At 70.9% G+C, this 23,376-nt stretch carries 23 protein-coding genes; 16 read left to right on the top strand and 7 right to left on the bottom strand.

The genetic code is table 11. The features are described 5' to 3' along the window. Positions 1 to 65: 65 nt before the first annotated feature. From ACZYRU_RS14670 to ACZYRU_RS14600, 15 genes are all read left to right on the top strand, one after another. Positions 66 to 1,031 carry a tRNA (adenine-N1)-methyltransferase gene (locus ACZYRU_RS14670; protein ID WP_488957830.1) on the top strand — a complete coding sequence of 322 codons (966 nt, stop codon included), beginning with the start codon at positions 66 to 68 and terminating at the stop codon, positions 1,029 to 1,031. A 130-nt stretch (positions 1,032 to 1,161) separates the two neighbouring features. Next, positions 1,162 to 2,925, top strand: a complete 1,764-nt coding sequence (gene arc, locus ACZYRU_RS14665) for a proteasome ATPase (protein ID WP_488957829.1) — start codon at positions 1,162 to 1,164, stop codon at positions 2,923 to 2,925. A 213-nt stretch (positions 2,926 to 3,138) separates the two neighbouring features. Next, the gene (gene dop, locus ACZYRU_RS14660; RefSeq protein WP_488957828.1) at positions 3,139 to 4,647 is read left to right on the top strand and encodes a depupylase/deamidase Dop; all 1,509 of its coding nucleotides are present in this window, start codon (positions 3,139 to 3,141) and stop codon (positions 4,645 to 4,647) included. Positions 4,648 to 4,828: 181 nt separating this feature from the next. Further along, a complete protein-coding gene (locus tag ACZYRU_RS14655; RefSeq protein ID WP_488957827.1) occupies positions 4,829 to 5,026 on the top strand; it encodes a ubiquitin-like protein Pup in 198 nt (65 codons plus the stop codon). A gap of 6 nt (positions 5,027 to 5,032) precedes the next feature. Then, entirely contained in the window at positions 5,033 to 5,887 is an 855-nt protein-coding gene (gene prcB / locus ACZYRU_RS14650) for a proteasome subunit beta (protein ID WP_488957826.1), read from the top strand. 1 nt (position 5,888) lies between these two features. Then, complete coding sequence (prcA, locus tag ACZYRU_RS14645; protein WP_488957825.1) at positions 5,889 to 6,767, top strand: proteasome subunit alpha; 879 nt, start codon at positions 5,889 to 5,891, stop codon at positions 6,765 to 6,767. An 83-nt stretch (positions 6,768 to 6,850) separates the two neighbouring features. After that, the gene (locus ACZYRU_RS14640; RefSeq protein WP_488957824.1) at positions 6,851 to 7,897 is read left to right on the top strand and encodes a hypothetical protein; all 1,047 of its coding nucleotides are present in this window, start codon (positions 6,851 to 6,853) and stop codon (positions 7,895 to 7,897) included. Positions 7,898 to 7,988: 91 nt separating this feature from the next. Next, the gene (gene pafA, locus ACZYRU_RS14635; RefSeq protein WP_488957823.1) at positions 7,989 to 9,350 is read left to right on the top strand and encodes a Pup--protein ligase; all 1,362 of its coding nucleotides are present in this window, start codon (positions 7,989 to 7,991) and stop codon (positions 9,348 to 9,350) included. 39 nt (positions 9,351 to 9,389) lie between these two features. After that, entirely contained in the window at positions 9,390 to 10,496 is a 1,107-nt protein-coding gene (locus ACZYRU_RS14630) for an FKBP-type peptidyl-prolyl cis-trans isomerase (protein WP_488958082.1), read from the top strand. Continuing rightward, complete coding sequence (locus ACZYRU_RS14625) at positions 10,477 to 11,439, top strand: helix-turn-helix transcriptional regulator (protein WP_488957822.1); 963 nt, start codon at positions 10,477 to 10,479, stop codon at positions 11,437 to 11,439. Before ACZYRU_RS14630 ends, ACZYRU_RS14625 begins: the two co-directional genes overlap by 20 nt. Before the next feature lie 94 nt (positions 11,440 to 11,533). Further along, entirely contained in the window at positions 11,534 to 12,541 is a 1,008-nt protein-coding gene (locus tag ACZYRU_RS14620) for a helix-turn-helix transcriptional regulator (RefSeq protein WP_488957821.1), read from the top strand. 59 nt (positions 12,542 to 12,600) lie between these two features. Then, the gene (gene tatA, locus ACZYRU_RS14615) at positions 12,601 to 12,879 is read left to right on the top strand and encodes a twin-arginine translocase TatA/TatE family subunit (protein WP_488957820.1); all 279 of its coding nucleotides are present in this window, start codon (positions 12,601 to 12,603) and stop codon (positions 12,877 to 12,879) included. A 72-nt stretch (positions 12,880 to 12,951) separates the two neighbouring features. Then, entirely contained in the window at positions 12,952 to 13,725 is a 774-nt protein-coding gene (gene tatC / locus ACZYRU_RS14610; RefSeq protein WP_488957819.1) for a twin-arginine translocase subunit TatC, read from the top strand. A gap of 20 nt (positions 13,726 to 13,745) precedes the next feature. Continuing rightward, entirely contained in the window at positions 13,746 to 14,615 is an 870-nt protein-coding gene (locus ACZYRU_RS14605) for a diacylglycerol kinase (protein ID WP_488957818.1), read from the top strand. Next, positions 14,612 to 17,392, top strand: coding sequence for a DEAD/DEAH box helicase (locus ACZYRU_RS14600; RefSeq protein WP_488957817.1), 2,781 nt, complete (start codon positions 14,612 to 14,614; stop codon positions 17,390 to 17,392). Before ACZYRU_RS14605 ends, ACZYRU_RS14600 begins: the two co-directional genes overlap by 4 nt. A 4-nt stretch (positions 17,393 to 17,396) precedes the next feature. Here the strand turns inward: ACZYRU_RS14600 and ACZYRU_RS14595 are convergent, their stop codons facing one another. Further along, a complete protein-coding gene (locus ACZYRU_RS14595) occupies positions 17,397 to 17,756 on the bottom strand; it encodes a MarR family winged helix-turn-helix transcriptional regulator (protein ID WP_488957816.1) in 360 nt (119 codons plus the stop codon). Between the two features lie 89 nt (positions 17,757 to 17,845). Between ACZYRU_RS14595 and ACZYRU_RS14590 the strand changes: the two genes are divergently transcribed. Then, the gene (locus ACZYRU_RS14590) at positions 17,846 to 18,922 is read left to right on the top strand and encodes a substrate-binding domain-containing protein (protein ID WP_488957815.1); all 1,077 of its coding nucleotides are present in this window, start codon (positions 17,846 to 17,848) and stop codon (positions 18,920 to 18,922) included. On the opposite strand, the gene ACZYRU_RS14585 is transcribed toward ACZYRU_RS14590, so the two are convergent. The 6 genes from ACZYRU_RS14585 to ACZYRU_RS14560 are packed head-to-tail and all read right to left on the bottom strand — an operon-like array spanning position 18,919 to position 23,375. Continuing rightward, a complete protein-coding gene (locus tag ACZYRU_RS14585; protein ID WP_488957814.1) occupies positions 18,919 to 19,668 on the bottom strand; it encodes an urease accessory protein UreD in 750 nt (249 codons plus the stop codon). The two genes, ACZYRU_RS14590 and ACZYRU_RS14585, sit on opposite strands and share 4 nt — an antisense overlap. Continuing rightward, the gene (ureG, locus tag ACZYRU_RS14580) at positions 19,652 to 20,362 is read right to left on the bottom strand and encodes an urease accessory protein UreG (protein WP_488957813.1); all 711 of its coding nucleotides are present in this window, start codon (positions 20,360 to 20,362) and stop codon (positions 19,652 to 19,654) included. The genes ACZYRU_RS14585 and ureG overlap by 17 nt, the downstream gene beginning before the upstream one ends. Beyond that, the gene (locus ACZYRU_RS14575; protein WP_488957812.1) at positions 20,355 to 21,020 is read right to left on the bottom strand and encodes an urease accessory protein UreF; all 666 of its coding nucleotides are present in this window, start codon (positions 21,018 to 21,020) and stop codon (positions 20,355 to 20,357) included. Before ACZYRU_RS14575 ends, ureG begins: the two co-directional genes overlap by 8 nt. A 3-nt stretch (positions 21,021 to 21,023) precedes the next feature. Beyond that, complete coding sequence (locus tag ACZYRU_RS14570) at positions 21,024 to 22,730, bottom strand: urease subunit alpha (RefSeq protein ID WP_488957811.1); 1,707 nt, start codon at positions 22,728 to 22,730, stop codon at positions 21,024 to 21,026. Then, the gene (gene ureB, locus ACZYRU_RS14565; RefSeq protein WP_488957810.1) at positions 22,723 to 23,061 is read right to left on the bottom strand and encodes an urease subunit beta; all 339 of its coding nucleotides are present in this window, start codon (positions 23,059 to 23,061) and stop codon (positions 22,723 to 22,725) included. Before ureB ends, ACZYRU_RS14570 begins: the two co-directional genes overlap by 8 nt. 11 nt (positions 23,062 to 23,072) lie before the next feature. Next, positions 23,073 to 23,375, bottom strand: a complete 303-nt coding sequence (locus ACZYRU_RS14560; protein ID WP_488957809.1) for an urease subunit gamma — start codon at positions 23,373 to 23,375, stop codon at positions 23,073 to 23,075. Between the last annotated feature and the right edge of the window lies 1 nt (position 23,376).

Below are 23,376 nucleotides of genomic sequence, written 5' to 3'. Positions count from 1 at the left end.
CGTCTCACGACGCTCGCGACGACGTCGCCTACTGGCGCCAACCTCGGAGCCGGTAGATTGCGCCGGTGACCGATGCGCCCCACAGCCCCGCCGCCGACGTTGCTGGCGACGTAGCCCCCGAAGCCTGGTCCGGCGTCCACCGCGGCCCCCTGCGTGCCGGCGAGTGGGTGCGGCTGGTCGACGGCAAGGGCCGCAAGCACAACTTCGAGCTCGTCCCCGGCAAGCGGTTCTTCTCGAACAAGGGCCACCTCGAGCACGACGAGCTGATCGGCCGTGAGGAGGGCTTCGCGGTCACCTCGTCGGTCGGCGGCGAGTACCTCGTCTTCCGGCCGCTGCTCTCCGAGTTCGTCGTCTCGATGCCGCGCGGTGCCGCCGTCGTCTACCCCAAGGACTCCGCCCAGATCGTCGCGATGGCCGACATCTTCCCCGGCGCCCACGTCGTCGAGGCCGGCGTCGGCTCCGGTGCCCTGACCTGCTCCCTGCTGCGCGCCGTCGGACCGCACGGCAAGGTCTCCTCCTTCGAGCGCCGCGAGGAGTTCGCGGACGTCGCCCGCCGCAACGTCACCCAGTTCTTCGGTGGCGACCACCCCGCCTGGAACCTGACCCTCGGCGACCTAGCCGAGGCGCTGCCCGCGTCGGGGGAGCGGTGCGACCGGATCATCCTCGACATGCTCGCCCCCTGGGACTGCCTCGACGCCGCCGCCGACGCGCTGCTGCCCGGTGGCATCGTGTGTGCGTACGTCGCCACGACCACCCAGCTCTCGAAGTTCGTCGAGGCGGTGCGGGTCCACGGCGGGTTCACCGAGCCCGCGCCGTGGGAGTCCCTGGTCCGCGACTGGCACGTCGAGGGCCTCGCCGTGCGCCCCGGTCACAAGATGATCGGGCACACCGCCTTCCTCGTCACCGCGCGTCGGATGGCTCCCGGCGAGCGTGCGCCGCTCAAGAAGCGTCGCCCCGCTCCCGGCGCGTACGGCCCCGACTACACCGGCCCCCGGCCGCCCGGCGTACCCGAGACGCCGGCTGCCGACTGAGGCTCCGCATGTTGCGGTTTGGTCCCAAACCGCAACAATTCCGCCTCGAGACATGTTGTTTCTGCCCAAAGCGCATTAATCACTTCCTTGTAACACCCGCCCGAGTAGTGTCGGATCAAGGAGGTGTGCCATGACGAGCATGGGAGAAGGCACGACGGGCGGACACCGTTCCCCGAGCCGCGAGGAGCTCGAGGACCAGGTCCGCTACCTCGAGGAGGAGGTCGGCGATCTGCGCCGTCGCCTCGTCGACACCCCGACCGGAGCGGCTCGTTCGCTCGAGGCCCGGCTCGCCGAGGCCCAGCGTTCCCTGGCGGCGGTGACCGCCCAGAACGAGCGTCTCGCCGGGACGCTGCGCGACGCACGCGACCAGATCCTCAAGCTCAAGGAGGAGGTCGACCGGCTCGCCCAGCCGCCGGCCGGCTTCGGCACCTTCCTCCAGCGCAACGAGGACGACACCGTCGACGTGTTCACCGGCGGGCGCAAGCTGCGGGTGACCGCGAGCCCCAACGTCGACCTGGAGACCCTCCGGCGTGGCCAGGAGGTCATGCTCAACGAGTCCCTCAATGTGGTCGCCGCGTTCGACTACGAGAGCGTCGGCGAGGTCGTCATGCTCAAGGAGGTGCTCGCCGACGGCGAGCGCGTCCTGGTCATCGCCAACGCCGACGAGGAGCGGGTCGTCCGGCTCGCCGACCCGCTGCTCACCGAGACCCTGCGCGCCGGCGACTCGCTGCTGCTCGACTCGCGTGCCGGCTACGTCTACGAGAAGGTCCCGAAGTCGGAGGTCGAGGAGCTCGTCCTCGAAGAGGTCCCCGACATCACCTACGACACGATCGGCGGTCTCGGCAACCAGATCGAGGCGATCCAGGACGCCGTCGAGCTGCCGTACCTCTACCCCGAGCTCTTCGCCGAGCACGAGCTCAAGCCGCCCAAGGGCATCCTGCTCTACGGCCCTCCTGGCTGCGGCAAGACGCTGATCGCGAAGGCCGTCGCCAACTCGCTGGCCAAGAAGGTCGCCGCGAAGACCGGCCAGGAGGGGAAGTCGTACTTCCTCAACATCAAGGGCCCCGAGCTGCTCAACAAGTACGTCGGCGAGACCGAACGCCACATCCGGCTCGTGTTCCAGCGGGCGCGGGAGAAGGCGAGCACCGGTACGCCGGTCATCGTGTTCTTCGACGAGATGGACTCGCTGTTCCGCACCCGTGGGTCGGGCGTGTCCTCCGACGTCGAGAACACCATCGTGCCCCAGCTGCTCAGCGAGATCGACGGCGTCGAGCTGCTTGAGAACGTCCTGGTCATCGGTGCCTCCAACCGCGAGGACATGATCGACCCGGCGATCCTGCGGCCCGGACGTCTCGACGTGAAGATCAAGATCGAGCGGCCCGACGCCGAGTCGGCGCGTGACATCTTCAGCAAGTACCTCACCCAGAGCCTCCCGCTGCACGCCGAGGACCTCGCCGAGTTCCACGGCGACCGCAAGGCCACCGTCGGCGGCATGATCCGGGCGACGGTCGAGCGGATGTACTCCGAGACCGAGGAGAACCGGTTCCTCGAGGTGACCTACGCCAACGGTGACAAGGAAGTCCTCTACTTCAAGGACTTCAACTCCGGCGCGATGATCCAGAACATCGTCGACCGGGCCAAGAAGATGGCGATCAAGGACTTCCTCGAGCACGACCAGAAGGGCCTGCGGGTCTCGCACCTGCTGCAGGCGTGCGTCGACGAGTTCAAGGAGAACGAGGACCTGCCCAACACGACCAACCCCGACGACTGGGCGCGGATCTCGGGCAAGAAGGGCGAGCGGATCGTCTTCATCCGCACCCTCATCACCGGCAAGCAGGGCACCGAGCCGGGCCGTTCGATCGACACCGTCAACGACACGGGCCAGTACCTGTAGGTCCCGCTTGGCCCGCTCACCTAGGGTGGGCCCGTCCCCGTCCGCACCACTTCCTGAGGAGACCTCCCATGAAGAAGCTCATCATCCTCGCCCTCGTCGCGCTCGGCGTCACCGCTGCCGTCAAGGTCGCGAAGAGCCGCTGAACCTGATCTGACGTACGACGCCCCGACACGGACCCGTGTCGGGGCGTCGTCGTACCCGTAGGCTGGACGCATGAGCGTGCGCCGCGTGATGGGCACCGAGGTGGAGTACGGCATCTCGGTCCAGGGCCAGCCGACCGCCAACCCGATGGTGGCCTCGTCGCAGGTCGTCAACGCCTACGCGACGGCCACGGTGCGGGCGCGCCGCGCGCGGTGGGACTTCGAGGAGGAGTCGCCGCTGCGCGATGCCCGCGGCTTCGACATGTCGCGCCAGATCGCGGACCCCACCCAGCTCACCGACGAGGACCTCGGCCTCGCCAACGTCATCCTCACCAACGGTGCCCGGCTCTACGTCGACCACGCGCACCCGGAGTACTCCACGCCCGAGGTGGTCACCCCGCTCGACATCGTCCGCTGGGACAAGGCGGGGGAGCAGGTCATGCTCGACGCCGCGCGCCGCGCGCAGCAGCTGCCCGGCAACCCGCAGATCGTGCTCTACAAGAACAACACCGACAACAAGGGTGCGTCGTACGGCGCGCACGAGAACTACCTCATGCGCCGATCGACCCCCTTCGCCGACATCGTCCGGCACCTGACGCCGTTCTTCGTCAGCCGCCAGGTCTTCTGCGGCGCCGGCCGGGTCGGCAAGGGCCAGGACGGGCGCGAGCACGGCTTCCAGATCAGCCAGCGCGCCGACTTCTTCGAGGTCGAGGTCGGTCTCGAGACGACCCTCAAGCGCCCGATCATCAACACCCGCGACGAGCCGCACGCCGACCCCGAGCGCTACCGCCGGCTGCACGTCATCATCGGGGACGCGAACCTGTCCGAGATCGCGACGTACCTCAAGGTCGGCACCACCTCGCTGGTCCTGGCGATGATCGAGGACAAGTTCATCGGCCGCGACCTCGTCGTCGACATGCCGGTCGCCGCGCTGCGGGCGGTGTCCCACGACCCGTCGCTGCGCCAGACCGTCACCATGGCCGACGGCCGCAGGCTGACCGGCATCCAGCTCCAGCTGGAGTTCCTGGACCTGGCGAAGAAGTACGTCGAGGACCGGTACGGCGCCGACGCAGACCCCCAGACGGTCGACGTGCTCACCCGCTGGGAGGACGTGCTGGCCCGTCTCGAGACCGACCCGATGTCACTGGCCGACCAGCTCGACTGGGTCGCGAAGCTGAAGCTGATCGAGCAGTACCGCTCCCGCGACGGTCTGGCCTGGGACGACGCGAAGCTGCAGCTGATCGACTACCAGTACTCCGACATCCGTCCCGAGAAGGGCCTCTACCACCGTCTCGTCGGGGCCGGCCGGATCCAGCGGCTGCTCACCGACGACGAGGTCGAGCAGGCGATGACCAACCCGCCCGAGCAGACCCGCGCGTACTTCCGCGGCCGCTGCCTCGAGAAGTACGCCGCCGACATCGCCGCCGCGTCGTGGGACTCGGTGATCTTCGACCTGCCGGGGCGCGAGTCGCTCCAGCGGGTTCCGACGATCGACCCGTTGCGCGGCAGCAAGGCCCACGTCGGCGAGCTGATCGATCGGTGCGCAACGGCTGACGAGTTGGTCCGCGCACTCAGCCGCTGAATGGCTAGTGGTCATCTCCGGAAGTTCTTCGGGTGGCCCGCACCCCGAGCACGCACCTCGCGGCGTTGCAGACGCTCGCGAGACAACCCGGTATGGCTTCGCGCCTGCGCCTTGCGATGCACGCACTCGGAGCACGTGCCACCTCCGAACAACTTTCGGAGATGACCACTAGGCTGGCGTCATGGCCCAGGAGCAGAAGCAGCCGCGCAAGTCCGACGAGGCGCAGGAGTCGACCGAGGTCGCTCCCGAGTCCGAGGTGGCCGAGCGCAAGGATGCCCTCGACGACGACGTCGACGCGATCCTCGACGAGATCGACGACGTCCTCGAGACCAATGCCGAGGACTTCGTGAAGTCGTTCATCCAGAAGGGCGGCGAGTAGCCCCCGATGAGCGACGCACGCATCCCGGGCGCTTTCCTGCGCCCTGGCACCTCCTCGTTCAGCGACTTCCTGGCCGAGAACGCCCCTGACCTGCTGCCGGCGCGTCGGTCGCTGCCGGCCGGTACGACGGGGGCCGGAGACATCGCTCCGCACGGCACCACCATCGTCGCGGTCACCTTCCCCGGCGGCCTGGTGATGGCCGGGGACCGTCGCGCCACGATGGGCAACGTGATCGCCCAGCGCGACATCCAGAAGGTCTTCCCGGCCGACGAGTACTCCGTGGTCGGCATCGCCGGCACCGCCGGGCTCGCGGTCGAGATGGTCCGCCTGTTCCAGGTCGAGCTCGAGCACTACGAGAAGATCGAGGGCTCGATCCTCTCGCTCGACGGCAAGGCCAACCGGCTCTCCGCACTCATCCGCGCCAACCTCGGCATGGCGATGCAGGGTCTGGCCGTCGTACCCATGTTCGCGGGCTTCGACCTCGACAGCGGCTCCGGCCGGATCTTCGGGTACGACGTCACCGGCGGCCGCCACGAGGAGGCGTCCTTCTTCACCGTCGGCTCGGGCTCGCTGTTCGCTCGCGGCGCGCTGAAGAAGCTGTGGCACGAGGGCCTGTCGTCTGACGACGCCGTCCGGGTCTGCCTCCAGGCGCTGTACGACGCCGCGGACGACGACTCCGCCACCGGCGGGCCCGACCTGACCCGCCGGATCTTCCCGATCGTGTGGGTCGTGACCGCCGACGGCGCCGTCCAGCTCGACGAGGCCGCCATCGGCGCGCTCGCCGACCAGGTCGTCGGCGCCCGGATGGCTCGACCCGACGGACCGCTCGCACCCCTGCCCGGCGCGGGGGAGGAGGCCTGAGATGAGCACCCCCTTCTACGTCTCGCCCGAACAGCTGATGAAGGACCGGGCGGACTTCGCCCGCAAGGGCATCGCCCGCGGCCGGTCGCTCGTCGCCGTGCAGTACGCCGACGGCGTGCTGCTGGTGACGGAGAACCCGTCGCAGGCGCTGCACAAGGTGTCCGAGCTCTACGACCGGCTCGCGTTCGCCGCGGTCGGCCGCTACAACGAGTTCGAGAACCTCCGCATCGCCGGCGTCCGGCTCGCCGACATGCGTGGCTACGCGTACGACCGCCGCGACGTCACCGGCCGTGGCCTCGCCAACGCCTACGCGCAGACCCTCGGCACGATCTTCTCCTCGGGCGGCGAGAAGCCGTACGAGGTCGAGATCTTCGTCGCCGAGGTCGGTGCCACCGCCGCCGACGACCAGATCTACCGCCTCACCTACGAGGGCCGGGTCGCCGACGAGCACGGCTTCGCGGTGATGGGCGGCGACAGCGAGACCGTGTCGTCGTATCTGTCCTCGCACTACGCCGCGGGTGCCACGCTCGGAGAGGCACTCTCGGTGGCGGTGGCCGCACTCGGGCACACCGGCGAGGGTGACCGGGTGATCCCCGTCGAGGACCTCGAGGTCGCCGTGCTCGACCGCACCCGCAGCCAGCCGCGGAAGTTCTCCCGGCTGCGCCCTGCTCGGGTCGCCGAGCTCCTCGGCCCCCGTGGCAAGCCCGAGCACGCCGCCCCGCTCCCCGACGACAGCGCCCCCGGGTCCGGTGCCTCCAACCCGAGCACCGACGACCCCGCCGACCCGACCGACCAGGTCTCTGGAGCGGTCGCGCCGCTCGAGAACCCCACCAACGGCGAGCCGCCCGCCGGTGAGCCGCCGGTCGCTCCGCCCCTGTAGCTCGTGGTCGGCCGGTCGTTGCGGTTTGGTCCCAAACCGCAACGATTCGGCCGTCCCAGCTGCGGTTTGTGCCCAAACGGCGGATGGCACGAAGCCTGCCCGACGCGCTTTCCACAGGCGCCCGATCGCGGCTTGATCGGGGTGCGACCAGCGCGGAACCTTGCGCCATGGAGATCGGGGCGGACGGTGCGATCCGGGGCGAGGTGCGCTCTGCCGGGCATCTGCGTGTCGCGCACGGCCTGTACCGCATCGAGACGCCCAACCTCGGGCCCTGGGAGAACTTCGTTCGCGACCTGAGCGCCCTGCTCCTGATCCTGCCTGCCGGCGCCGTCTTCACCCACGTGACAGGTGCCCGGCTGCTCGGCTGGCAGCTGCCGGCCCTGCCCGAGCATGTGCCGCACTTCGCCGCATCCCGCGGTCAGCGCCGGCCACGACGCCCCGGTCTGATCTGCAGTCGCCTCGTTCATGAGACAAAAGCCCAGATCGTGCATGGTCTGCCTGTCGACGAGCCGGCCGAGATACTGCTGCGGGCGGCGCGGGACATGGGCGACCTCGACCTCGCGATCATGGTCGATTCGGCCGTCCGTCTGGGGCATGTCGATGACGCAGCCGTCCAGAAGGTGCTCAAGTCCAAGCGGCCGGGGACCCGACGTCTGCGCCGTGTGTGGGAGGCCCGCGACGGCGCCGCGGAGTCCGCAGGCGAGACACTCCTCCGCAAGTTCCACGACGTCATGGACGTCGCCACCGCTTCCCAGGTCGACATCCACGACGACGACGGGCAGTTCGTGTGCCGTGCCGACCTGGTCGTGCTGGGGACGTTGAACCTCCACGAGTACGACGGCGCCATCCACCGCGAGGCGCCCGTGCACAAGCGCGACCTCCGCCGCGAGCGGGCACTCGCCAGCACGCCGTACGTCCGCCGCGGCTACACCCTCGATGACTTGCTCAACCACGCCGCGACTCTCATGCACGAGCTCGACCGCGTCCTCGGCCGACCACACCAGGCCGAACGTCTGCGGAAGTGGCGAGCCCTCGTCGACGACTCCTTCTACTCCGAGACCGGCCGAGCTCGGGTCATGAACCGTTGGTACCGCTCGACCAACCCCGTCGATTGGGCACGAACCGCGTGACCTGGGCCCGAAATGATGCGGTTTGGGACCAAACCGCATCCCTCCGCTCGCATCTCCCGCACCGTGCCCGGCGCAGCAGTAGTGTTCATTCATGGACCGTCGGATCTTCGGGATCGAGAACGAGTACGGCGTCACGTGCACGTTTCGCGGACAGCGGCGACTGAGTCCCGACGAGGTCGCGCGCTACCTCTTCCGCAAGGTCGTGAGCTGGGGCCGCAGCAGCAACGTCTTCCTGCGCAACGGTGCGCGGCTGTATCTCGACGTGGGCAGCCACCCGGAGTACGCCACGCCCGAGTGTGACGACGTCGCCGAGCTGGTCACGCACGACAAGGCGGGGGAGCGGGTCCTCGAGGGTCTGCTGCTGGACGCCGAGCAGCGCCTGCACGACGAGGGGATCGCGGGCGAGATCTACCTGTTCAAGAACAACACCGACTCGGCCGGCAACTCCTACGGCTGCCACGAGAACTACCTCGTCTCCCGGGCCGGTGAGTTCTCCAAGCTGGCCGACGTACTCATCCCGTTCCTGGTGACCCGCCAGATCATCGTGGGTGCCGGCAAGGTGACCCAGACGCCGCGTGGCACGAGCTACTCGGTGAGCCAGCGCGCCGAGCACATCTGGGAGGGCGTGAGCAGCGCGACCACCCGCAGCCGCCCGATCATCAACACCCGCGACGAGCCGCACGCCGACGCCGAGAAGTACCGCCGTCTGCACGTGATCGTCGGCGACTCGAACATGAGCGAGACGACCACGATGCTCAAGGTCGCCTCCTGCGACCTGGTGCTGCGGATGATCGAGGAGGGCGTGGTGATGCGCGACCTCACGATGGAGAACCCGATCCGTGCGATCCGCGAGATCTCCCACGACGTCACCGGCCGCCGCAAGGTCCGCCTCGCCAACGGCCGGGAGGCGAGCGCGCTCGACATCCAGGGCGAGTACCTCAGCAAGGCCCGCGACTTCGTCGACCGCCGCGGCATCTCCACGCCGATCATCGAGCGGTCCCTCGACCTGTGGGAGCGCGGGCTCAAGGCCGTCGAGTCCGACGACCTCAGCCTGGTCGACCGCGAGATCGACTGGGTCATCAAGTGGAAGCTGATCGACCGCTACCGCGCCAAGCACGGCATCCCGCTCAGCCACCCGCGCGTCGCGCAGCTCGACCTCGCCTACCACGACATCCACCGCGGCCGGGGTCTCTACTACCTCCTTGAGAAGCGGGGCGCGGTCGCCCGGGTGACCAGCGACCTCAAGATCTTCGAGGCGAAGTCCGTCCCGCCGCAGAACACCCGCGCACGCCTGCGGGGTGAGTTCATCCGCCGCGCCCAGGAACGGCGCCGCGACTTCACCGTCGACTGGGTGCACCTCAAGCTGAACGACCAGGCGCAGCGCACCGTGCTGTGCAAGGACCCGTTCCGGGCGTACGACGAGCGCGTGCAACGCCTTATCGACGGCATGTGACACAAGCCTTCGGGCACTCGGTAGGGTTTGCGCGTGCTGATGCGCCTGCGACGTCCCTCCGTGCTCCTTGTGTCGACCCTGCTGCCGGCGAGCCTCGTGCTCGCTGCGTGCGGTGGGTCTGACTCCGACCAGGCCAAGGGCCTCGACGCCGTCACGATCAGTGGCCCGGTCGGCGAGTCGCCCAAGCTGGACTGGAAGTCCGTGATGACCGCGAAGAAGCCGGCGGCCAAGGTGATCACCGAGGGTGACGGCGCGACGCTGAAGAAGGGTGACCTCGTCCGGGTCGAGTTCACCCTCGCCGACGGCTGGACCCACAAGGTCCCGTTCGACAGCTACGCAGCCACGTCGCTCAGCACCTTGGTCACGGTCGGCACCGAGAAGCAGCCGAACACCCTCACCGAGCTGCTGTCCCTCGGCTTCGCCGACGAGATCAAGGCGGGCCAGAAGGTCGGCAGCCGGATCGCGGTCACCGTCGGCAGCGACGTCGCGTTCGGCGGCTACCTCGGCAGCCAGGCCGCCAGCCTGCTCGCGGGCCTCGACATCGGCAACGAGGACGGGCTGCTGTTTGTCGCCGACATCGCCGGCATCGCCGGTCCGGAGGGTGCTCAGGAGGCGGCCCCCGCGTGGGCGCCGAAGATCGTCGAGGCGGACGGCGTACCGACCGGCCTCGACTTCAAGGGCACGCCCAAGCCCAGCGGTGACCTCGAGGTCGCCACGCTGACCAAGGGCACCGGTCCGGTCGTCACGAAGGGACAGACGATCCTGGCCCACTACCTCGGCCAGATCCCGAACGGCGCCAAGCCGTTCGACGAGAACTACTCGAAGGGCACCGCTCTCGAAGCCGTCGTCGGCGGCAAGGACGCCGGCGTCGTCAAGGGCTGGTCGCAGGCCCTGGTCGGCCTGCCCGTCGGCAGCCGCGTGCTGATCCAGATCCCGCCGAAGCTCGGGTACGGCGACAAGGCCCAGGGCGAGGACATCCCTGCCAACTCGACGCTCTACTTCGTCGTCGACATCCTCGACGCCGCCGACACCCCGCCGAAGCCGGAGCCGGCCCCCGAGGCCACGCCCACCGACGGCGCGGCTCCGACCGACGGCGCCACCGACCCCAGCGCCGAGCCGAGCACGGATGCCAGCACCGAAGAGTGAGCGTCTCCTCAACCTGCTGATCATGCTCCTGGTGCAGCGCAGGCCGATCGCCAAGGAGCGGATCCGCGAGCTGCTGTACCCGGACTCACGCCCGGACGCCTTCGAGAAGATGTTCGAGCGTGACAAGGAGGAGCTGCGCAGCCTCGGCGTACCCGTCGAGGTCGCGACCATCGACCCGCTCTTCGAGGACGAGGTCGGCTACCGCATCCCACCGGAGGCGTTCGCGCTGCCCGATGTCGAGCTGACACCGGAGGAGGCCGCCGTCGTCGGCATCGCCTCGCGAGTGTGGCAGCACGCCACCATGGCGCAGGCGACCACCGACGCCGTACGCAAGCTCACCGCAGCCGGGATCGACGTCGACCTGGACGCCCTCGAGATCGCCCGGCCGCTGCTGACCGCGGAGGAGCCGGCGTTCGAGAAGTGCTGGGTCGCGGTGTGCGAGCGCAACGCGATCGAGTTCGACTACCAACGCCCGGACGCCGACGCTCCCATGCGTCGCCGGGTCCAGCCGTGGGGCGTCGTGCGGTACTCGGGTCGCTGGTACCTCGTCGGGTACGACGCCCACCGCGCGGCCGAGCGGGTCTTCCGGCTGTCCCGGGTGCAGGGCGAGGTCGAGCTGGTGGGCCCGCCGCGCGCCTACGACGTACCGCCCGAGACCGACGTGCGCGAGATCGCCCGCCGGATGGCTCCGCCGACGCCGAGCACCACCGCCGTGCTGCTGGTCCGCGACGGTGCAGGCCACGGTCTGCGCCGCTCCGCCGAGCGGATCGAGGTCGGCGTCACGGGACCCGACGACCGCACCGGCTGGGACCGGCTGGTGCTCGTGCGACCCACCCAGGGCCTGGCTGACGAGGTGCTGTCGCACGGTCCTGACGTCGTCCTCGTCGAGCCGGTGGCGATCCGCGAGCAGGTCGTCGCACGGCTCACGGAGGCGGTCTCGTGACCGGTCTTGCTGTTGCGGTTTGGTCCCAAACCGCAACGACACGCCGAGAAGGGATGCGGTTTGGGACCAAACCGCAACGTCGAGGAGCAGTCGGATGAGCCGGACCCCGGCACCGGGCGCGCGGGACCAGGTGGCCCGGCTGCTGATGCTCGTACCGTTCCTGCACCACCGCGACGGCGTCCGGCTGGAGGAGGCCGCCCAGCTGCTGGGTACGACGCCCAAGCAGGTCGTGCAGGACCTCAAGGTGCTGTTCATGTGCGGCCTGCCGGGGGGACTGCCGGACGACCTGATCGACGTCGACCTGGACGCCATCGTCACCGAGGAGGGCAGCCCGGTCACGGAGGGTGTGATCCGGGTCGAGAACGCCGACTACCTCGCGCGGCCGCTGCGGCTGAGCGCGACGGAGGCCTCGGCGATGATCGTCGCGCTGCGGATGCTCCGCGACACCGCAGCAGCTGGGGCCACCCCCGAGCTCGTCGACCGCGTGCTCGCCAAGCTCGAGGCGGCCGTGGGCGCGCCGCACGTCGAGATCACGCCCTCGCCGCGCGACGCCCAGCAGGTCGTGGCCGCCCAGCTGACCGCGCTGGTCGACGAGGCCGTCGCCACGCGCCGGCAGCTGCGGCTGCTGTACTTCGTGCCCTCGCGCGACGAGGAGTCCGAGCGGCTCGTCGACCCGTACGGCGTCGTGACGCACGGGGTGTTCTCCTACCTCGACGCCCACTGTCACCGCGCGGAGGGCGACCGGCTGTTCCGGCTGGACCGGATCACCAAGGCCGAGCTGCTCCCATCAGCACGGACCGCCCCCGGCCGGGAGCCGCGGGACCTCAGCGACGGGCTGTTCACCGACGACGCGGTACCGGACGCGACGGTCGTGACGCTGCGGCTGGCTCCCCAGGCGCGGTGGGCCACCGACTACTACCCGGTGCGCGACGTGCGTCCGCACGACGACGGGTCGGCCGAGGTCGACCTGGTCGTGGTGGACCGCAGGTGGCTGACGAGGCTGCTGCTGCGGTTGGCGCCGCACGCGACGGTGGTCCACCCCTCGGAATTCACCGACACTTTCACCGCTCGCGCACAGGAGACCCTCAGTCTGTACCGGTGAGAGCGGCGTAGGATGATCTACGTCAGCACAACCCGACGATCGAGAGTTGGTCCCCGCCGATGTTTCCCCTGATCGGAATGCCCCAGGGCGCCGAGTGGCTCGTCATCCTGGCGATCGTGGTGCTGGTCTTCGGCGCCGCCAAGCTCCCTGACCTCGCCCGCGGTACGGGCCAGGCGCTGCGGATCTTCAAGGCCGAGACCAAGGGGCTCCGCGACGACGAGGACGACAAGAAGAAGCCCACCACGTCGACCGGCGAGCTGAACGCCGCCGACGACACCCGGCTCGACGACGTGGCCGAGGGCGAGATCGTCGACGAGCGCCGCGAGAACAACGCCTGACCCTTGGCGTTCACGGGACTTCTCAGACTCTTCATCGGGAAGCCCGTCCATCCTGTCGGTGACGACGGGCGGATGGCGCTGTCCGACCACCTGCGTGAGCTGCGCGCGCGGATCCTCAAGGCCGCATTCGTGCTGCTCGTGGGGTTCATCGTCGCGCTCTTCTTCTTCGACCCGATCTTCGCGGTCATCAACGACCCGTACCAGAAGGCTCGCGAGGCTCTCGGCGCGGAGCGCACGATGGCGACGACCAGTGGCGTCGCCGGCGGCTTCATCCTCTACCTGAAGCTGTGCGGCATCGCCGCCGTCGTCGGCACCAGCCCGATCTGGCTCTACCAGATCTGGGCGTTCATCCTCCCGGGCCTGCACTCCAACGAGAAGCGCTGGACGGTCCTGTTCGCGGTGATCGCCGGCCCGCTGTTCCTCGGCGGCATCGCGCTCGGCTACGTCACGTTGCCCAAGGGCCTGGAGATCCTGATCGGGTTCACCCAGGCCGACCTCACCAACCTGGTCGAGTTCAACGAGTACCTCAGCTTCTTCACGCGCACGCTGCTGGTCTTCGGCATCGCGTTCGAGATCCCGGTGTTCGTGGTGCTGCTCAACATGGCCGGCGTGGTCAAGGGCAAGGCGCTGGGGGCCGCGCGGCCGTGGATCGTGATCGGGACGTTCATCTTCGCCGCGGCGGCCACGCCCTCGACGGACCCGTTCACGATGACGTTCATGGCCGTGCCGATGATCGTGCTGTTCCTCCTCTCCGAGGTGATCGCGCGGCTCAACGACCGCCGGCGCGCGGGCAAGGCCATCAACGCGGGACTCTCGCCCGACGAGGCCAGCCCGCTCGATCTGTGACCCGCCGCTAGCCTTCACCCGTGCCCCGCGCAATCGTCCTGACCAACCCGACCTCGGGCAAGGGGCGAGGTGCGCGGATGCGGGACGAGGCGCTGCCCCGGTTCCACGGCGCCGGATGGCGTACGACGGCCCTCACCGGCCGCGACGCCGACGAGGCCCTCGACCTGGCCCGGGTGGCCGCGGGCGAGGAGCCGGACGCGCTCGTCGTGTGCGGCGGCGACGGGATGGTGAACATCGGCATCCAGGCGGTGGCCGGCACCGACGTCCCGCTCGGCATCCTGCCCGCCGGCACCGGCAACGACTTCGCGCGCTACTTCGACCTGCCGCGCGGCGACGGCGCGGCGGCCGCCGTACGCATCCTGCACGGCACTCCACGGACCGTCGACCTGGCCCGTGTCGGCGACCGGTACTTCGGCTGCGTCCTGGCCGCCGGGTTCGACGCGGTCGTCAACGAACGCGCCAACCGGATGCGTTGGCCCCGCGGGCAGATGCGCTACAACCTCGCCACCCTCGCCGAGCTCCCGGTGCTGCGGCCGCTGCGCTACGTCCTCGAGCTCGACGGCGTCGAGCGGCAGGTCGAGGCGACGCTGGTCGCGGTCGGCAACGGCCCGTCCTTCGGCGGCGGGCTGCGGATCACCGAGGGCGCCCTGCTCGACGACGGGCTGCTCGACGTGGTGCTGATCAAGCCGCTGAGCCGCCGCGAGCTGGTGCGGACCTATCCGAAGCTGTTCGACGGGAGTCACGTGAGCCATCCGCAGTACGAGCGCCACCGGGTGCGCCGGGTGACCGTCGCCTGCTCCGGCATCGTCGGGTACGCCGACGGCGAGCGCTTCGGCCCGCTGCCCCTGACCGTCGAGTCCGTCCCGGGCGCCCTGCGGGTGATCGCATGAGCGAGCACGACGACGCCCTCAGCCCGGCGCAGCGCTACGCGGCGTACCGCAAGGACAAGGGGCACCCCGTCTTCCGGGACTTCTCCGCCGGCTACGACTTCCCGCTCGACGACTTCCAGGTCGAGGGTTGCAAGGCGGTCGAGGAGGGCGACGGCGTGCTCGTCGCCGCGCCCACCGGCGCCGGCAAGACGGTGGTGGGGGAGTTCGCGGTCCACCTCGCGCTCGAGACCGACCGCAAGTGCTTCTACACGACGCCGATCAAGGCGCTGTCGAACCAGAAGTACCACGACCTGGTCGAGCGGTACGGCGCCGACAAGGTCGGCCTGCTCACCGGCGACACCACGATCAACGGCGAGGCGCCGGTCGTCGTGATGACGACCGAGGTGCTGCGCAACATGCTCTACGCGCGCTCCCGGACCCTCGTCGGGCTCGGGTTCGTCGTGATGGACGAGGTGCACTACCTCGCCGACCGCTCCCGCGGCGCCGTGTGGGAGGAGGTCATCATCCACCTGCCCGAGTCGGTCTCGGTGATCTCGCTGTCAGCGACGGTCTCGAACGCCGAGGAGTTCGGCGAGTGGCTGGAGACGGTGCGCGGGGCGACCCGCACCATCGTCGCCGAGCGTCGCCCGGTGCCGCTGTTCCAGCACGTGATGGTCGGGCGCCGGCTGCTCGACCTGTTCGCCTCGACCGACGTCGACGCGGCCGCCGGCTTCGTCCGCGAGGGCGCCCCGGTCAACGACGAGCTGATGAAGCTGGCCCGCGACGACTGGGCCTCCACTCGGCTCAAGGGTCACCGCCAGCCCCGCGGGTCCCGTCAGGGCGGGCCCGGCAGCCGCAACGTCGGCAACGGCCGCCGGATCTGGATCCCCGGCCGCCTCGACGTCGTCGAGCGACTGCAACGTGACAACCTGCTCCCGGCCATCGACTTCATCTTCAGCCGCGCCGGGTGCGACGCCGCCGTCCAGCAGTGCTTGGACGCCAAGCTCCGGCTCACCTCGCCCGAGGAGCGCGACGAGGCCATCGCGTACGTCGAGAGCACGCTCGGCGGGCTGCCGTCGGCGGACCTCCACGTGCTCGGCTACCACGACTTCCTCGACGCCGCGTCCCGCGGCATCGCCGCGCACCACGCCGGTATGCTCCCCGCCTTCAAGGAGTGCGTCGAGGAGCTCTACCTGCGCGGCCTGGTCAAGATCGTGTTCGCGACCGAGACCCTCGCCCTCGGCATCAACATGCCCGCGCGCACCGTGGTGCTGGAGAAGCTGAGCAAGTGGAACGGCGAGACGCACGCCGACATCACGCCGGGGGAGTACACCCAGCTCACCGGCCGTGCCGGTCGCCGCGGTCTCGACGTCGAGGGCCACGCCGTCGTGCTCTGGCAGCCGGGGATGAACCCGCGCGAGCTGGCGGGCCTCGCCTCGACGCGCACCTATCCGCTGCGCTCGAGCTTCCGGCCGTCGTACAACATGGCGGTCAACCTGGTGCACTCCTACGGCCGCCACCAGGCGCGCGAGCTGCTCGAGCAGTCCTTCGCCCAGTTCCAGGCCGACCGTGCCGTCGTCGGGCTGGCCCGCCAGCAGCGCAAGGCCGAGGACGCACTGGCCGGGTACGCCGACGCCGCGCAGTGCCACCTCGGCGACTTCATGGAGTACGCCGGGCTGCGCCGCCGGATCTCCGAGCTGGAGAAGGAGTCGAGCAAGGTACGCCGGCAGGACCGTCGCGACGACGCGCTCGCCTCGCTCGAGCAGCTCAAGCCCGGCGACGTGATCGTCGTACCCGTCGGGAAGTTCGCCGGGCCCGCGGTCGTCGTCGACCCCGGGCTGTCCGAGCACGGCCACCGCCCGCTGGTCATCACCGCCGAGCGGCAGGGCCGGCGGCTGGCGATGATGGACTTCCCGACGCCGGTCGAGCCGGTGGCCCGGATCAAGCTGCCGAAGCGGGTCGACGCCCGCAACCCCCACCAGCGCAAGGACATTGCCCAGCTGGTCCGCGAGGCGGTCCGGGCACTGCCGCTGTCGGTCACCCGCCCGCGCGCCGAGCGCGGTCCGGTCGACGAGGACGTCGCTCGCCAGATCCAGGCGCTGCGCGCCCAGGTCCGTGAGCACCCCTGCCACGGCTGTGCGGACCGCGAGGACCACGCCCGGTGGGCGGAGCGCTACGCGAAGCTGCAGAAGGACACGGACGTGCTGTCGGCGCGGATCGAGCGTCGTACCAACACCGTGGCGCGGACCTTCGACCGCGTCTGCGAGGTGCTGGAGGCACTCGACTACCTCCGGGACGACGAGGTCACCGAGCGTGGCCGCGGCCTGATGCGGATCTACTCCGAGCTCGACCTGGTCGCCGCCGAGTCGCTGCGCACCGGCCTGTGGGACGACCTCACACCGTCCCAGCTCGGCGCGGTGCTCTCCGCACTGGTCTACGAGGCACGCCGCCCCGAGGACGGCCCGCCGAACACGCCGGGCGGCGCCATCGCGGTCACCATCGAGGCGATGACGCGGCTGTGGGGCGAGCTGGAGCGCCTCGAGCGCGAGCACCGCCTCGACTTCCTGCGCAAGCCGGACGCGGGCTTCGCGTGGACCGCGTGGCGCTGGGCCGAGGGCCAGGAGCTCGACGAGATCATCACCCGCAACGACCAGACCGCCGGCGACTTCGTGCGCCAGATGAAGCAGCTCATCGACTTCGCCGGCCAGATCGCCGATGCCGCCGCCGGTACCCCGGTCCGCGACACCGCGCGGCAGCTGGTCAAGCTGCTGCGGCGGGGGATCGTCGCGACGGGCTGACCGGTCAGCCGAGTCCGCCGGGCGCCACCGAGCGCTCGGCGGCCCGCAACCGGGCGGCGTACGCCTCACCGCGGGGCGACAGCGCTGCCACGGCGCGGCGCCGGTCGTCCGGGTCGATCCGGCGCACGACGATGCCCTGGGCGACCAGCCGGTCGACGTGCCGGGTGAGGCTGGCGGCCGGGACGACGGCGGCCGTGGCGATCTCGCTCATGGCGAGACCGGGCGCGTCGCCGATCACGGCGATGATCCGCCAGTGGTCCATCGCCAGGCCCTGCTCGTCGAGGATCGGCTGGAGCACGCGGCGCAGCCCGGCCTCGACCTGCCGCACCTGCACGGCCAGGCTGACCCGCAGCTGGTGGCTCACGGCGGCCTCCTCGCCCGGTTTGTGACGTTCTCGTGAACGCGTGTGAACGCCGGCGTCACCTCGCCATTCCGCTCCTAACCTAGTCATCCGTGCCCCTCCCGCGCCACGACGACCGGCTGAGCGTCGCCTTCGTCGTACCGCTCCAGGGCCCGACCGGAATCTACGGGCCCTCCTGCCTGGCCTGCGGCGAGCTCGCGGTCGAGCAGCTGAACGCCGGCACCGGGATCGCAGGCCGGCAGGTCGAGCTGGTGGTCGTCGACGGCGGACGCGAGCCCGAGGACGTGGCCGCCGAGGTCGGGCGCCTGGTCGACGACCAACGGGTGCAGGCGGTCGCGGGCTGGCACACGTCGGCGGTGCGCCAGGCGATCACCCGACGGGTCGGCGGCCGTGTCGTGTACGCGTTCGGCGCCATGCACGAGGGCAGCGACCCGACGCCGGGCGTCTTCCTGATCGGTGAGCGCCCGATCAACCAGCTGCTGCCGGCGGCGCACTGGATGCGCGAGGAGCTCGGCGTGGGGCGCTGGGCGATCCTCGGCAACGACTACGTGTTCCCACGGGTGACCGGGACGACGGCCCGCCTGGCCCTCGAGGACACCCCGTCGGAGGTCGTGAGCGAGACCTACGTGCCGCTGGGCACGACCGACTTCGCAACGGTGATCGACGGCCTGGCGCGTCAGCCGGTCGACGGCGTGATCATGCTCCTGATGGGCCAGGACGCCGTGCACTTCAACCGGCAGTTCGCCCGCTCCGGACTGACCGCCACGCTCCCGCGGCTGAGCCCCGCGGTCGAGGAGAACACCCTGCTCGCGGGCGGGCTGGTCGCCAATGAGGGCATGTACGCCGCGGCGGCGTACTTCGACGGCATGGACACCGCCGAGAGCTCGGCGCTGGCGCGCGACTACTACGCCCGCTGGGGCCGCTGGGCGCCGGCTCTCAACGCGGTCGGGGAGTCGTGCTACGAGGCGATCACCTTCCTCGCCCGGGTCGGAGAGGTCTGCGGATCGCTCAGCGTCGCCGCGGCCGCGACGCTGCCCGACGGCCACTTCTACTCCAGCCCACGCGGCCTCATGCGGCTCGACGGCAACCTGCTGGACCAGGACGTGTACGTCGCGGTCGCCGACGGCCTCGGCTTCCGGGTCGAGCAGCGGATCGCGCGCGTGCACTAGGACCCTCCGCCACCGGCCGCACGACGGGCGGCCTGCCACACGGGTCCGAGATCCGCCTCGTGAGCCTGCACCCCGAGCCGGCGCCACAGCACGGCCCCACCTTCGAGGTCGTAGCGGTGCTCGGCGTCGTCGGGCGGCGGAGCACCCACCAGCAGCACCGAGGACATCACCCGGTGCCCGCCCAGGAGTGCCCGGGCCGTGAGCGCGTCGATGGTGAGGTCCTCGACCAGGACCGGGCCGCTCCCCGAGAGCACCTCCGTGGTCTGGTTGACCCGGCCCGGCTCCTCGCCGTGCCGGCCCAGGACCAGCGACTCCCGCAGCGCGAGGACCGCCCCGTCCCGGATCCGGGCCCGGGTGGACCGCTGGACGGCAGCACCGGCGGCGACGACGAACGGCTCGCCGGCCCAGGTCAGCACGGCACCACGGCCGAGCGTGATCCGCACGTCCCAACGGGCCCGGCCGCCGCGCATGTCGAACGCGACGGTGCCCCCCGGTTCGACGACGTCGAGCCGGGCACCGGCATCCACCGCGATGTCGACCTCGACCCGGTCCCCGGCCAGGAGCAGGGCGCCCTCCGGCACGAGCGAGATCCGGGCGCCCGTGTGGTCGTGGTCGACGAGCACGGGCCGCAGGGAGGACGCGGTCGGGTCGGAGAGGGTGACCGTGCTGCGCACCTGGCACCGACCGGTGTCCGCCGGGGACACGCGGATCCGGGTCCGGGCGGTGCGCTCAGTGCTCGTGAGCATGCACGTGGCGCGCCATCGGGCCGGGGTCGACGGGGACGAGGACCCCCGCCGTCTGGCTGCGGCGGACCTCCTCGACCCACGCCACGAGCGCGTCGATGCTCGACCGGTCCGTGCGGGAGAGCCCGATGACCGGCCGTTCGCCACGGGCTGCGGTGGCGTCGGCCAGCATCCGGGGCACGTCCACGCCGACGTACGGCGCCAGGTCGGTCTTGTTCACGACCAGCAGGTCAGCGCGCTCGATGCCCGGACCGCCCTTGCGGGCGACGTCGCCGCCGCCGGCGACGTCGAGGACGAACACCTGGGCATCGACGAGAGCGGGGGAGAAGGTGGCCGTGAGGTTGTCCCCACCGGACTCGAGCAGCACCAGGTCGAGGCCCGGGAACGCGTCCTCGAGCTCCTCGACGGTCGTGAGGTTCGCGCTGATGTCGTCGCGGATCGCGGTGTGGGGGCAGGCACCGGTCTCGACCGCGCGGATGCGTTCCGGAGCCAGCACGCCGGCCGAGCGCAGGAAGCGGGCGTCCTCGTCGGTGTAGATGTCGTTGGTGACGACGGCGAGCTCGAGCCGGGCGGACAGCTCCCGGCACAACAGCGCGATCAGGGAGCTCTTGCCGGTGCCGACCGGACCGCACACGCCGAGGCGCAGCGGACGCGGGGACGGCGGCCGGGCCGCGTGGGGATGGGGGTGGTCAGGCACGGAACAACCTCCTGGTGCTGGCGGCGTGGGCCTGTGCCCACGCCTCGATCTGGGGGGCCGAGCAGGCCGGGATGTCGGTGGGCAGCTCGGCCCAGGACACCGCGGCCTCGAGGTCCGCGATGCCGGTGAGGGCTTCCGCGGCCCAGCCCGCGACGGTGACGGGGTCGAGCGGCAGCAGCTTGAGCGCTGCTGCGCAGACGGTCTGCACGTCGTCGTACGCGACCAGGCGGGCCACCGAGGCCGCGCCCAGGCCGAGTCCGGCGCACACGGCCCCGAGGACCGTGCTTCGGCTCGGCCGCGGGAGGTCGTCGAGCGGTCGCGCCAGGTCCGGCCAGGTGCGCCGCACCAGGCGCAGCAGGGCATGGCCCTGCGCGCGCGACGCCTCGCGCAGGGCTGGCGACACCGTGCGGGCCGCCCAGGCCCGCTCCACCTGGTCGAGAGAGCCGTGACGGTCGACGGTGGCCCGGGCGACGACGGCGGTGCCCGCCTCGACCCGGGTGCTGCTCAGCAGCCGGGTGCGGAGGTATCCGGGTACGTCGGCCGCCGTCAGCCCGTGCGCCAGGGCACCCTCCAGCGTGCCGGACTGTGTGTGCCCGCCGACGGGCAGGCGCGCGTCGGCGAGCAGCAGGAGGACCAGCTCGGGGTGGGTCATCGCCATGCCTCAGAACATCGAGTAGAGGCGCGCCAGCGGCAGCTCGGTCGCCGGGGCCGGGACGACCCGCTCGCCGTCGACGTCGATCTGGAAGGTCTCCGGGTCGATGTCGATGCGGGGCAGCGCGGCGTTGTTGACCATGTCGGCCTTCGTCACCCCGCGGGTCGGCTTCACCGGGGCCAGCCGGCGGCGCAGGGCGAGCCGATCAGCGAGGCCGTCGGCCAGGGCTGCCGGGGACACGAAGGTGACGGCGTGTGCACTGCCGTCCTCGACCAGCGTCGGACGCATCAGCACCGGCTGCGGGGTCGGGATCGAGGCGTTGGGGTCCCCGAGCGCTCCCCACACGAGCGCTCCGGACTTCAGCACCACCTGCGGGCGGATCCCGAAGAACCGGGGGTCCCACAGCACGAGGTCGGCGAGCTTGCCGGCCTCGACGGATCCGACCTCGTGGTCGATGCCGTGTGCGACCGCAGGGTTGATCGTGTACTTGGCGACGTAGCGCCGGGCGCGGGCGTTGTCAGCCGGCCCCTCGGCGAGGTCGCCGTGGGCGCCGTACCGCGCCTTCATCACGTGCGCCACCTGCCAGGTGCGGCAGATCACCTCACCGATGCGTCCCATCGCCTGCGCGTCCGAGGACGTGATCGACAGGGCGCCGATGTCATGCAGGAGGTCCTCGGCGGCGATCGTCGTCGCCCGGATGCGGGACTCGGCGAAGGCGAGGTCCTCCGGCACCTGCGGGTTGAGGTGGTGGCAGACCATGAGCATGTCGAGGTGCTCGGCGACGGTGTTGACCGTGTGCGGCAGGGTCGGGTTGGTCGAGCCCGGGATGACGTGAGCGAGGCCGGCGACCGTGAGGATGTCCGGCGCGTGCCCGCCGCCGGCGCCCTCGGCGTGGAAGGCGTGGATGCCGCGGCCGGCGATCGCACCGATGGTCGACTCGACGTAGCCGGCCTCGTTGAGGCTGTCGGAGTGGAGGGCGACCTGCAGCCCGAACTCGTCGGCCGCGCGGAGCGAGGCGTCGATCGCCGCGGGGGTCGAGCCCCAGTCCTCGTGGACCTTGTAGCCCGCGGCGCCGGCGAGCGCCTGCTCCGCGAGGCCACCTGCACTGACCGTGTTGCCCTTGCCGAACAGGAGCACGTTGAGCGGCACGGAGTCGAGCGCGCGGTGGACCGCGGTCAGGTGCCAGGCACCGGGCGTCACCGTGGTCGCCTTCGAGCCCTCGGAGGGACCGGTGCCGCCACCGGCGATCGTGGTGATGCCGGTGGCGAGTGCCTCGACCAGCTGCGAGCGGGACAGCAGGTGCACGTGCACGTCGATCGCACCGGCGGTGAGGATCTTCCCCTCGCCGGCGATCACGTCCGTGCCCGGGCCGATGACCAGGTCCGGGTGCACGCCGTCGGCGATGTCGGGATTGCCGGAGCGGCCGAGCGCGACGATCCGGCCCGCGCGGATCCCGACGTCGGCGCGCACGACGCCCCAGTGGTCCAGCACCAGCGCGTTCGTGATCACCGTGTCGAGGGCGCCCTCCGCCGAGGTGCGGGTCGACTGCGCCATCGACTCGCGGATCGACTTGCCGCCGCCGAAGACGGCCTCCTCGCCGCCGACCACCCAGTCCTGCTCCACCTCGATCCACAGGTCCGTGTCGCCCAGGCGGACCTGGTCGCCGACGGTGGGGCCGTAGAGGGCTGCGTACGCCGCGCGGCTGATCTCAACCATCCAGCGCACCTCCGTCGGTGCGGACCTGGAGGCCGGGCACGACCCGGGCACCGCGCAGCGCGACGATCGCGACCTCCTGCGACGCGCCGGGCTCGAACCTGCGCGAGGTGCCCGACGGCACGTCCAGCCGGAACCCGTGGGCCGCGGCGCGGTCGAAGGACAGCGCCGGGTTCGCGTCGGGCAGGTGGAGGTGCGACCCGATCTGGACGGGACGGTCCCCGGTGTTGGTCACGACGAGCAGCCGCCGCTCCGACGCGGGTCTGTCGGCGTTGAGCAGCACGGTGCCAGGCCCGGGGCGGGTGGCGCCGGGGCCGTCGGTCAGGATTCCCACTGCAGCTCTCCTCAGGCGATCGGGTGGTGGAGGGTGACGAGCTTGCGTCCGTCGTCGAACGTGGCCTCGACCTGGACGTCGAGGAGCATCTCCGCGACGCCGGGCATGACCTGGTCACGGACCAGGACCTCGCGGCCGCGCTCCATCAGGTCGACGACGGTGCCGCCGGCGCGGGCTTCCTCGATCACCCAGCACGACAGCAGCGCGACGGCCTCCGGGTAGTTGAGGAGCACGCCGCGCGCGAGCCGGTCGCGCGCGATCATGCCGGCGACGCTGAGCAGCAGCTTCTCGGTGTCGGCGGGGGTCAGGTGCATC

It is taken from the genome of Nocardioides sp. F233 (genome assembly GCF_057813895.1).
Note: the sequence above shows the minus strand (reverse complement) of the source record. Positions and strands in the feature narration are given on the sequence as shown.

What these genes read in the sequence shown, in the direction of transcription:
- ACZYRU_RS14630 (WP_488958082.1), top strand. Translation starts at nt 9,390, where the DNA reads ATGCGCCTGCGACGTCCCTCCGTGCTCCTTGTGTCGACCCTGCTGCCG.
- prcB (WP_488957826.1), top strand. Translation starts at nt 5,033, where the DNA reads ATGAGCGACGCACGCATCCCGGGCGCTTTCCTGCGCCCTGGCACCTCC.
- prcA (WP_488957825.1), top strand. Translation starts at nt 5,889, where the DNA reads ATGAGCACCCCCTTCTACGTCTCGCCCGAACAGCTGATGAAGGACCGG.
- ACZYRU_RS14575 (WP_488957812.1), bottom strand. Translation starts at nt 21,020, where the DNA reads ATGGCGATGACCCACCCCGAGCTGGTCCTCCTGCTGCTCGCCGACGCG.
- tatA (WP_488957820.1), top strand. Translation starts at nt 12,601, where the DNA reads ATGTTTCCCCTGATCGGAATGCCCCAGGGCGCCGAGTGGCTCGTCATC.
- dop (WP_488957828.1), top strand. Translation starts at nt 3,139, where the DNA reads ATGAGCGTGCGCCGCGTGATGGGCACCGAGGTGGAGTACGGCATCTCG.
- tatC (WP_488957819.1), top strand. Translation starts at nt 12,952, where the DNA reads ATGGCGCTGTCCGACCACCTGCGTGAGCTGCGCGCGCGGATCCTCAAG.
- ACZYRU_RS14560 (WP_488957809.1), bottom strand. Translation starts at nt 23,375, where the DNA reads ATGCACCTGACCCCCGCCGACACCGAGAAGCTGCTGCTCAGCGTCGCC.
- ACZYRU_RS14600 (WP_488957817.1), top strand. Translation starts at nt 14,612, where the DNA reads ATGAGCGAGCACGACGACGCCCTCAGCCCGGCGCAGCGCTACGCGGCG.
- ACZYRU_RS14640 (WP_488957824.1), top strand. Translation starts at nt 6,851, where the DNA reads ATGGCACGAAGCCTGCCCGACGCGCTTTCCACAGGCGCCCGATCGCGG.
- pafA (WP_488957823.1), top strand. Translation starts at nt 7,989, where the DNA reads ATGGACCGTCGGATCTTCGGGATCGAGAACGAGTACGGCGTCACGTGC.
- ACZYRU_RS14655 (WP_488957827.1), top strand. Translation starts at nt 4,829, where the DNA reads ATGGCCCAGGAGCAGAAGCAGCCGCGCAAGTCCGACGAGGCGCAGGAG.
- ACZYRU_RS14570 (WP_488957811.1), bottom strand. Translation starts at nt 22,730, where the DNA reads ATGGTTGAGATCAGCCGCGCGGCGTACGCAGCCCTCTACGGCCCCACC.
- ACZYRU_RS14625 (WP_488957822.1), top strand. Translation starts at nt 10,477, where the DNA reads ATGCCAGCACCGAAGAGTGAGCGTCTCCTCAACCTGCTGATCATGCTC.
- ACZYRU_RS14620 (WP_488957821.1), top strand. Translation starts at nt 11,534, where the DNA reads ATGAGCCGGACCCCGGCACCGGGCGCGCGGGACCAGGTGGCCCGGCTG.
- arc (WP_488957829.1), top strand. Translation starts at nt 1,162, where the DNA reads ATGACGAGCATGGGAGAAGGCACGACGGGCGGACACCGTTCCCCGAGC.
- ACZYRU_RS14585 (WP_488957814.1), bottom strand. Translation starts at nt 19,668, where the DNA reads ATGCTCACGAGCACTGAGCGCACCGCCCGGACCCGGATCCGCGTGTCC.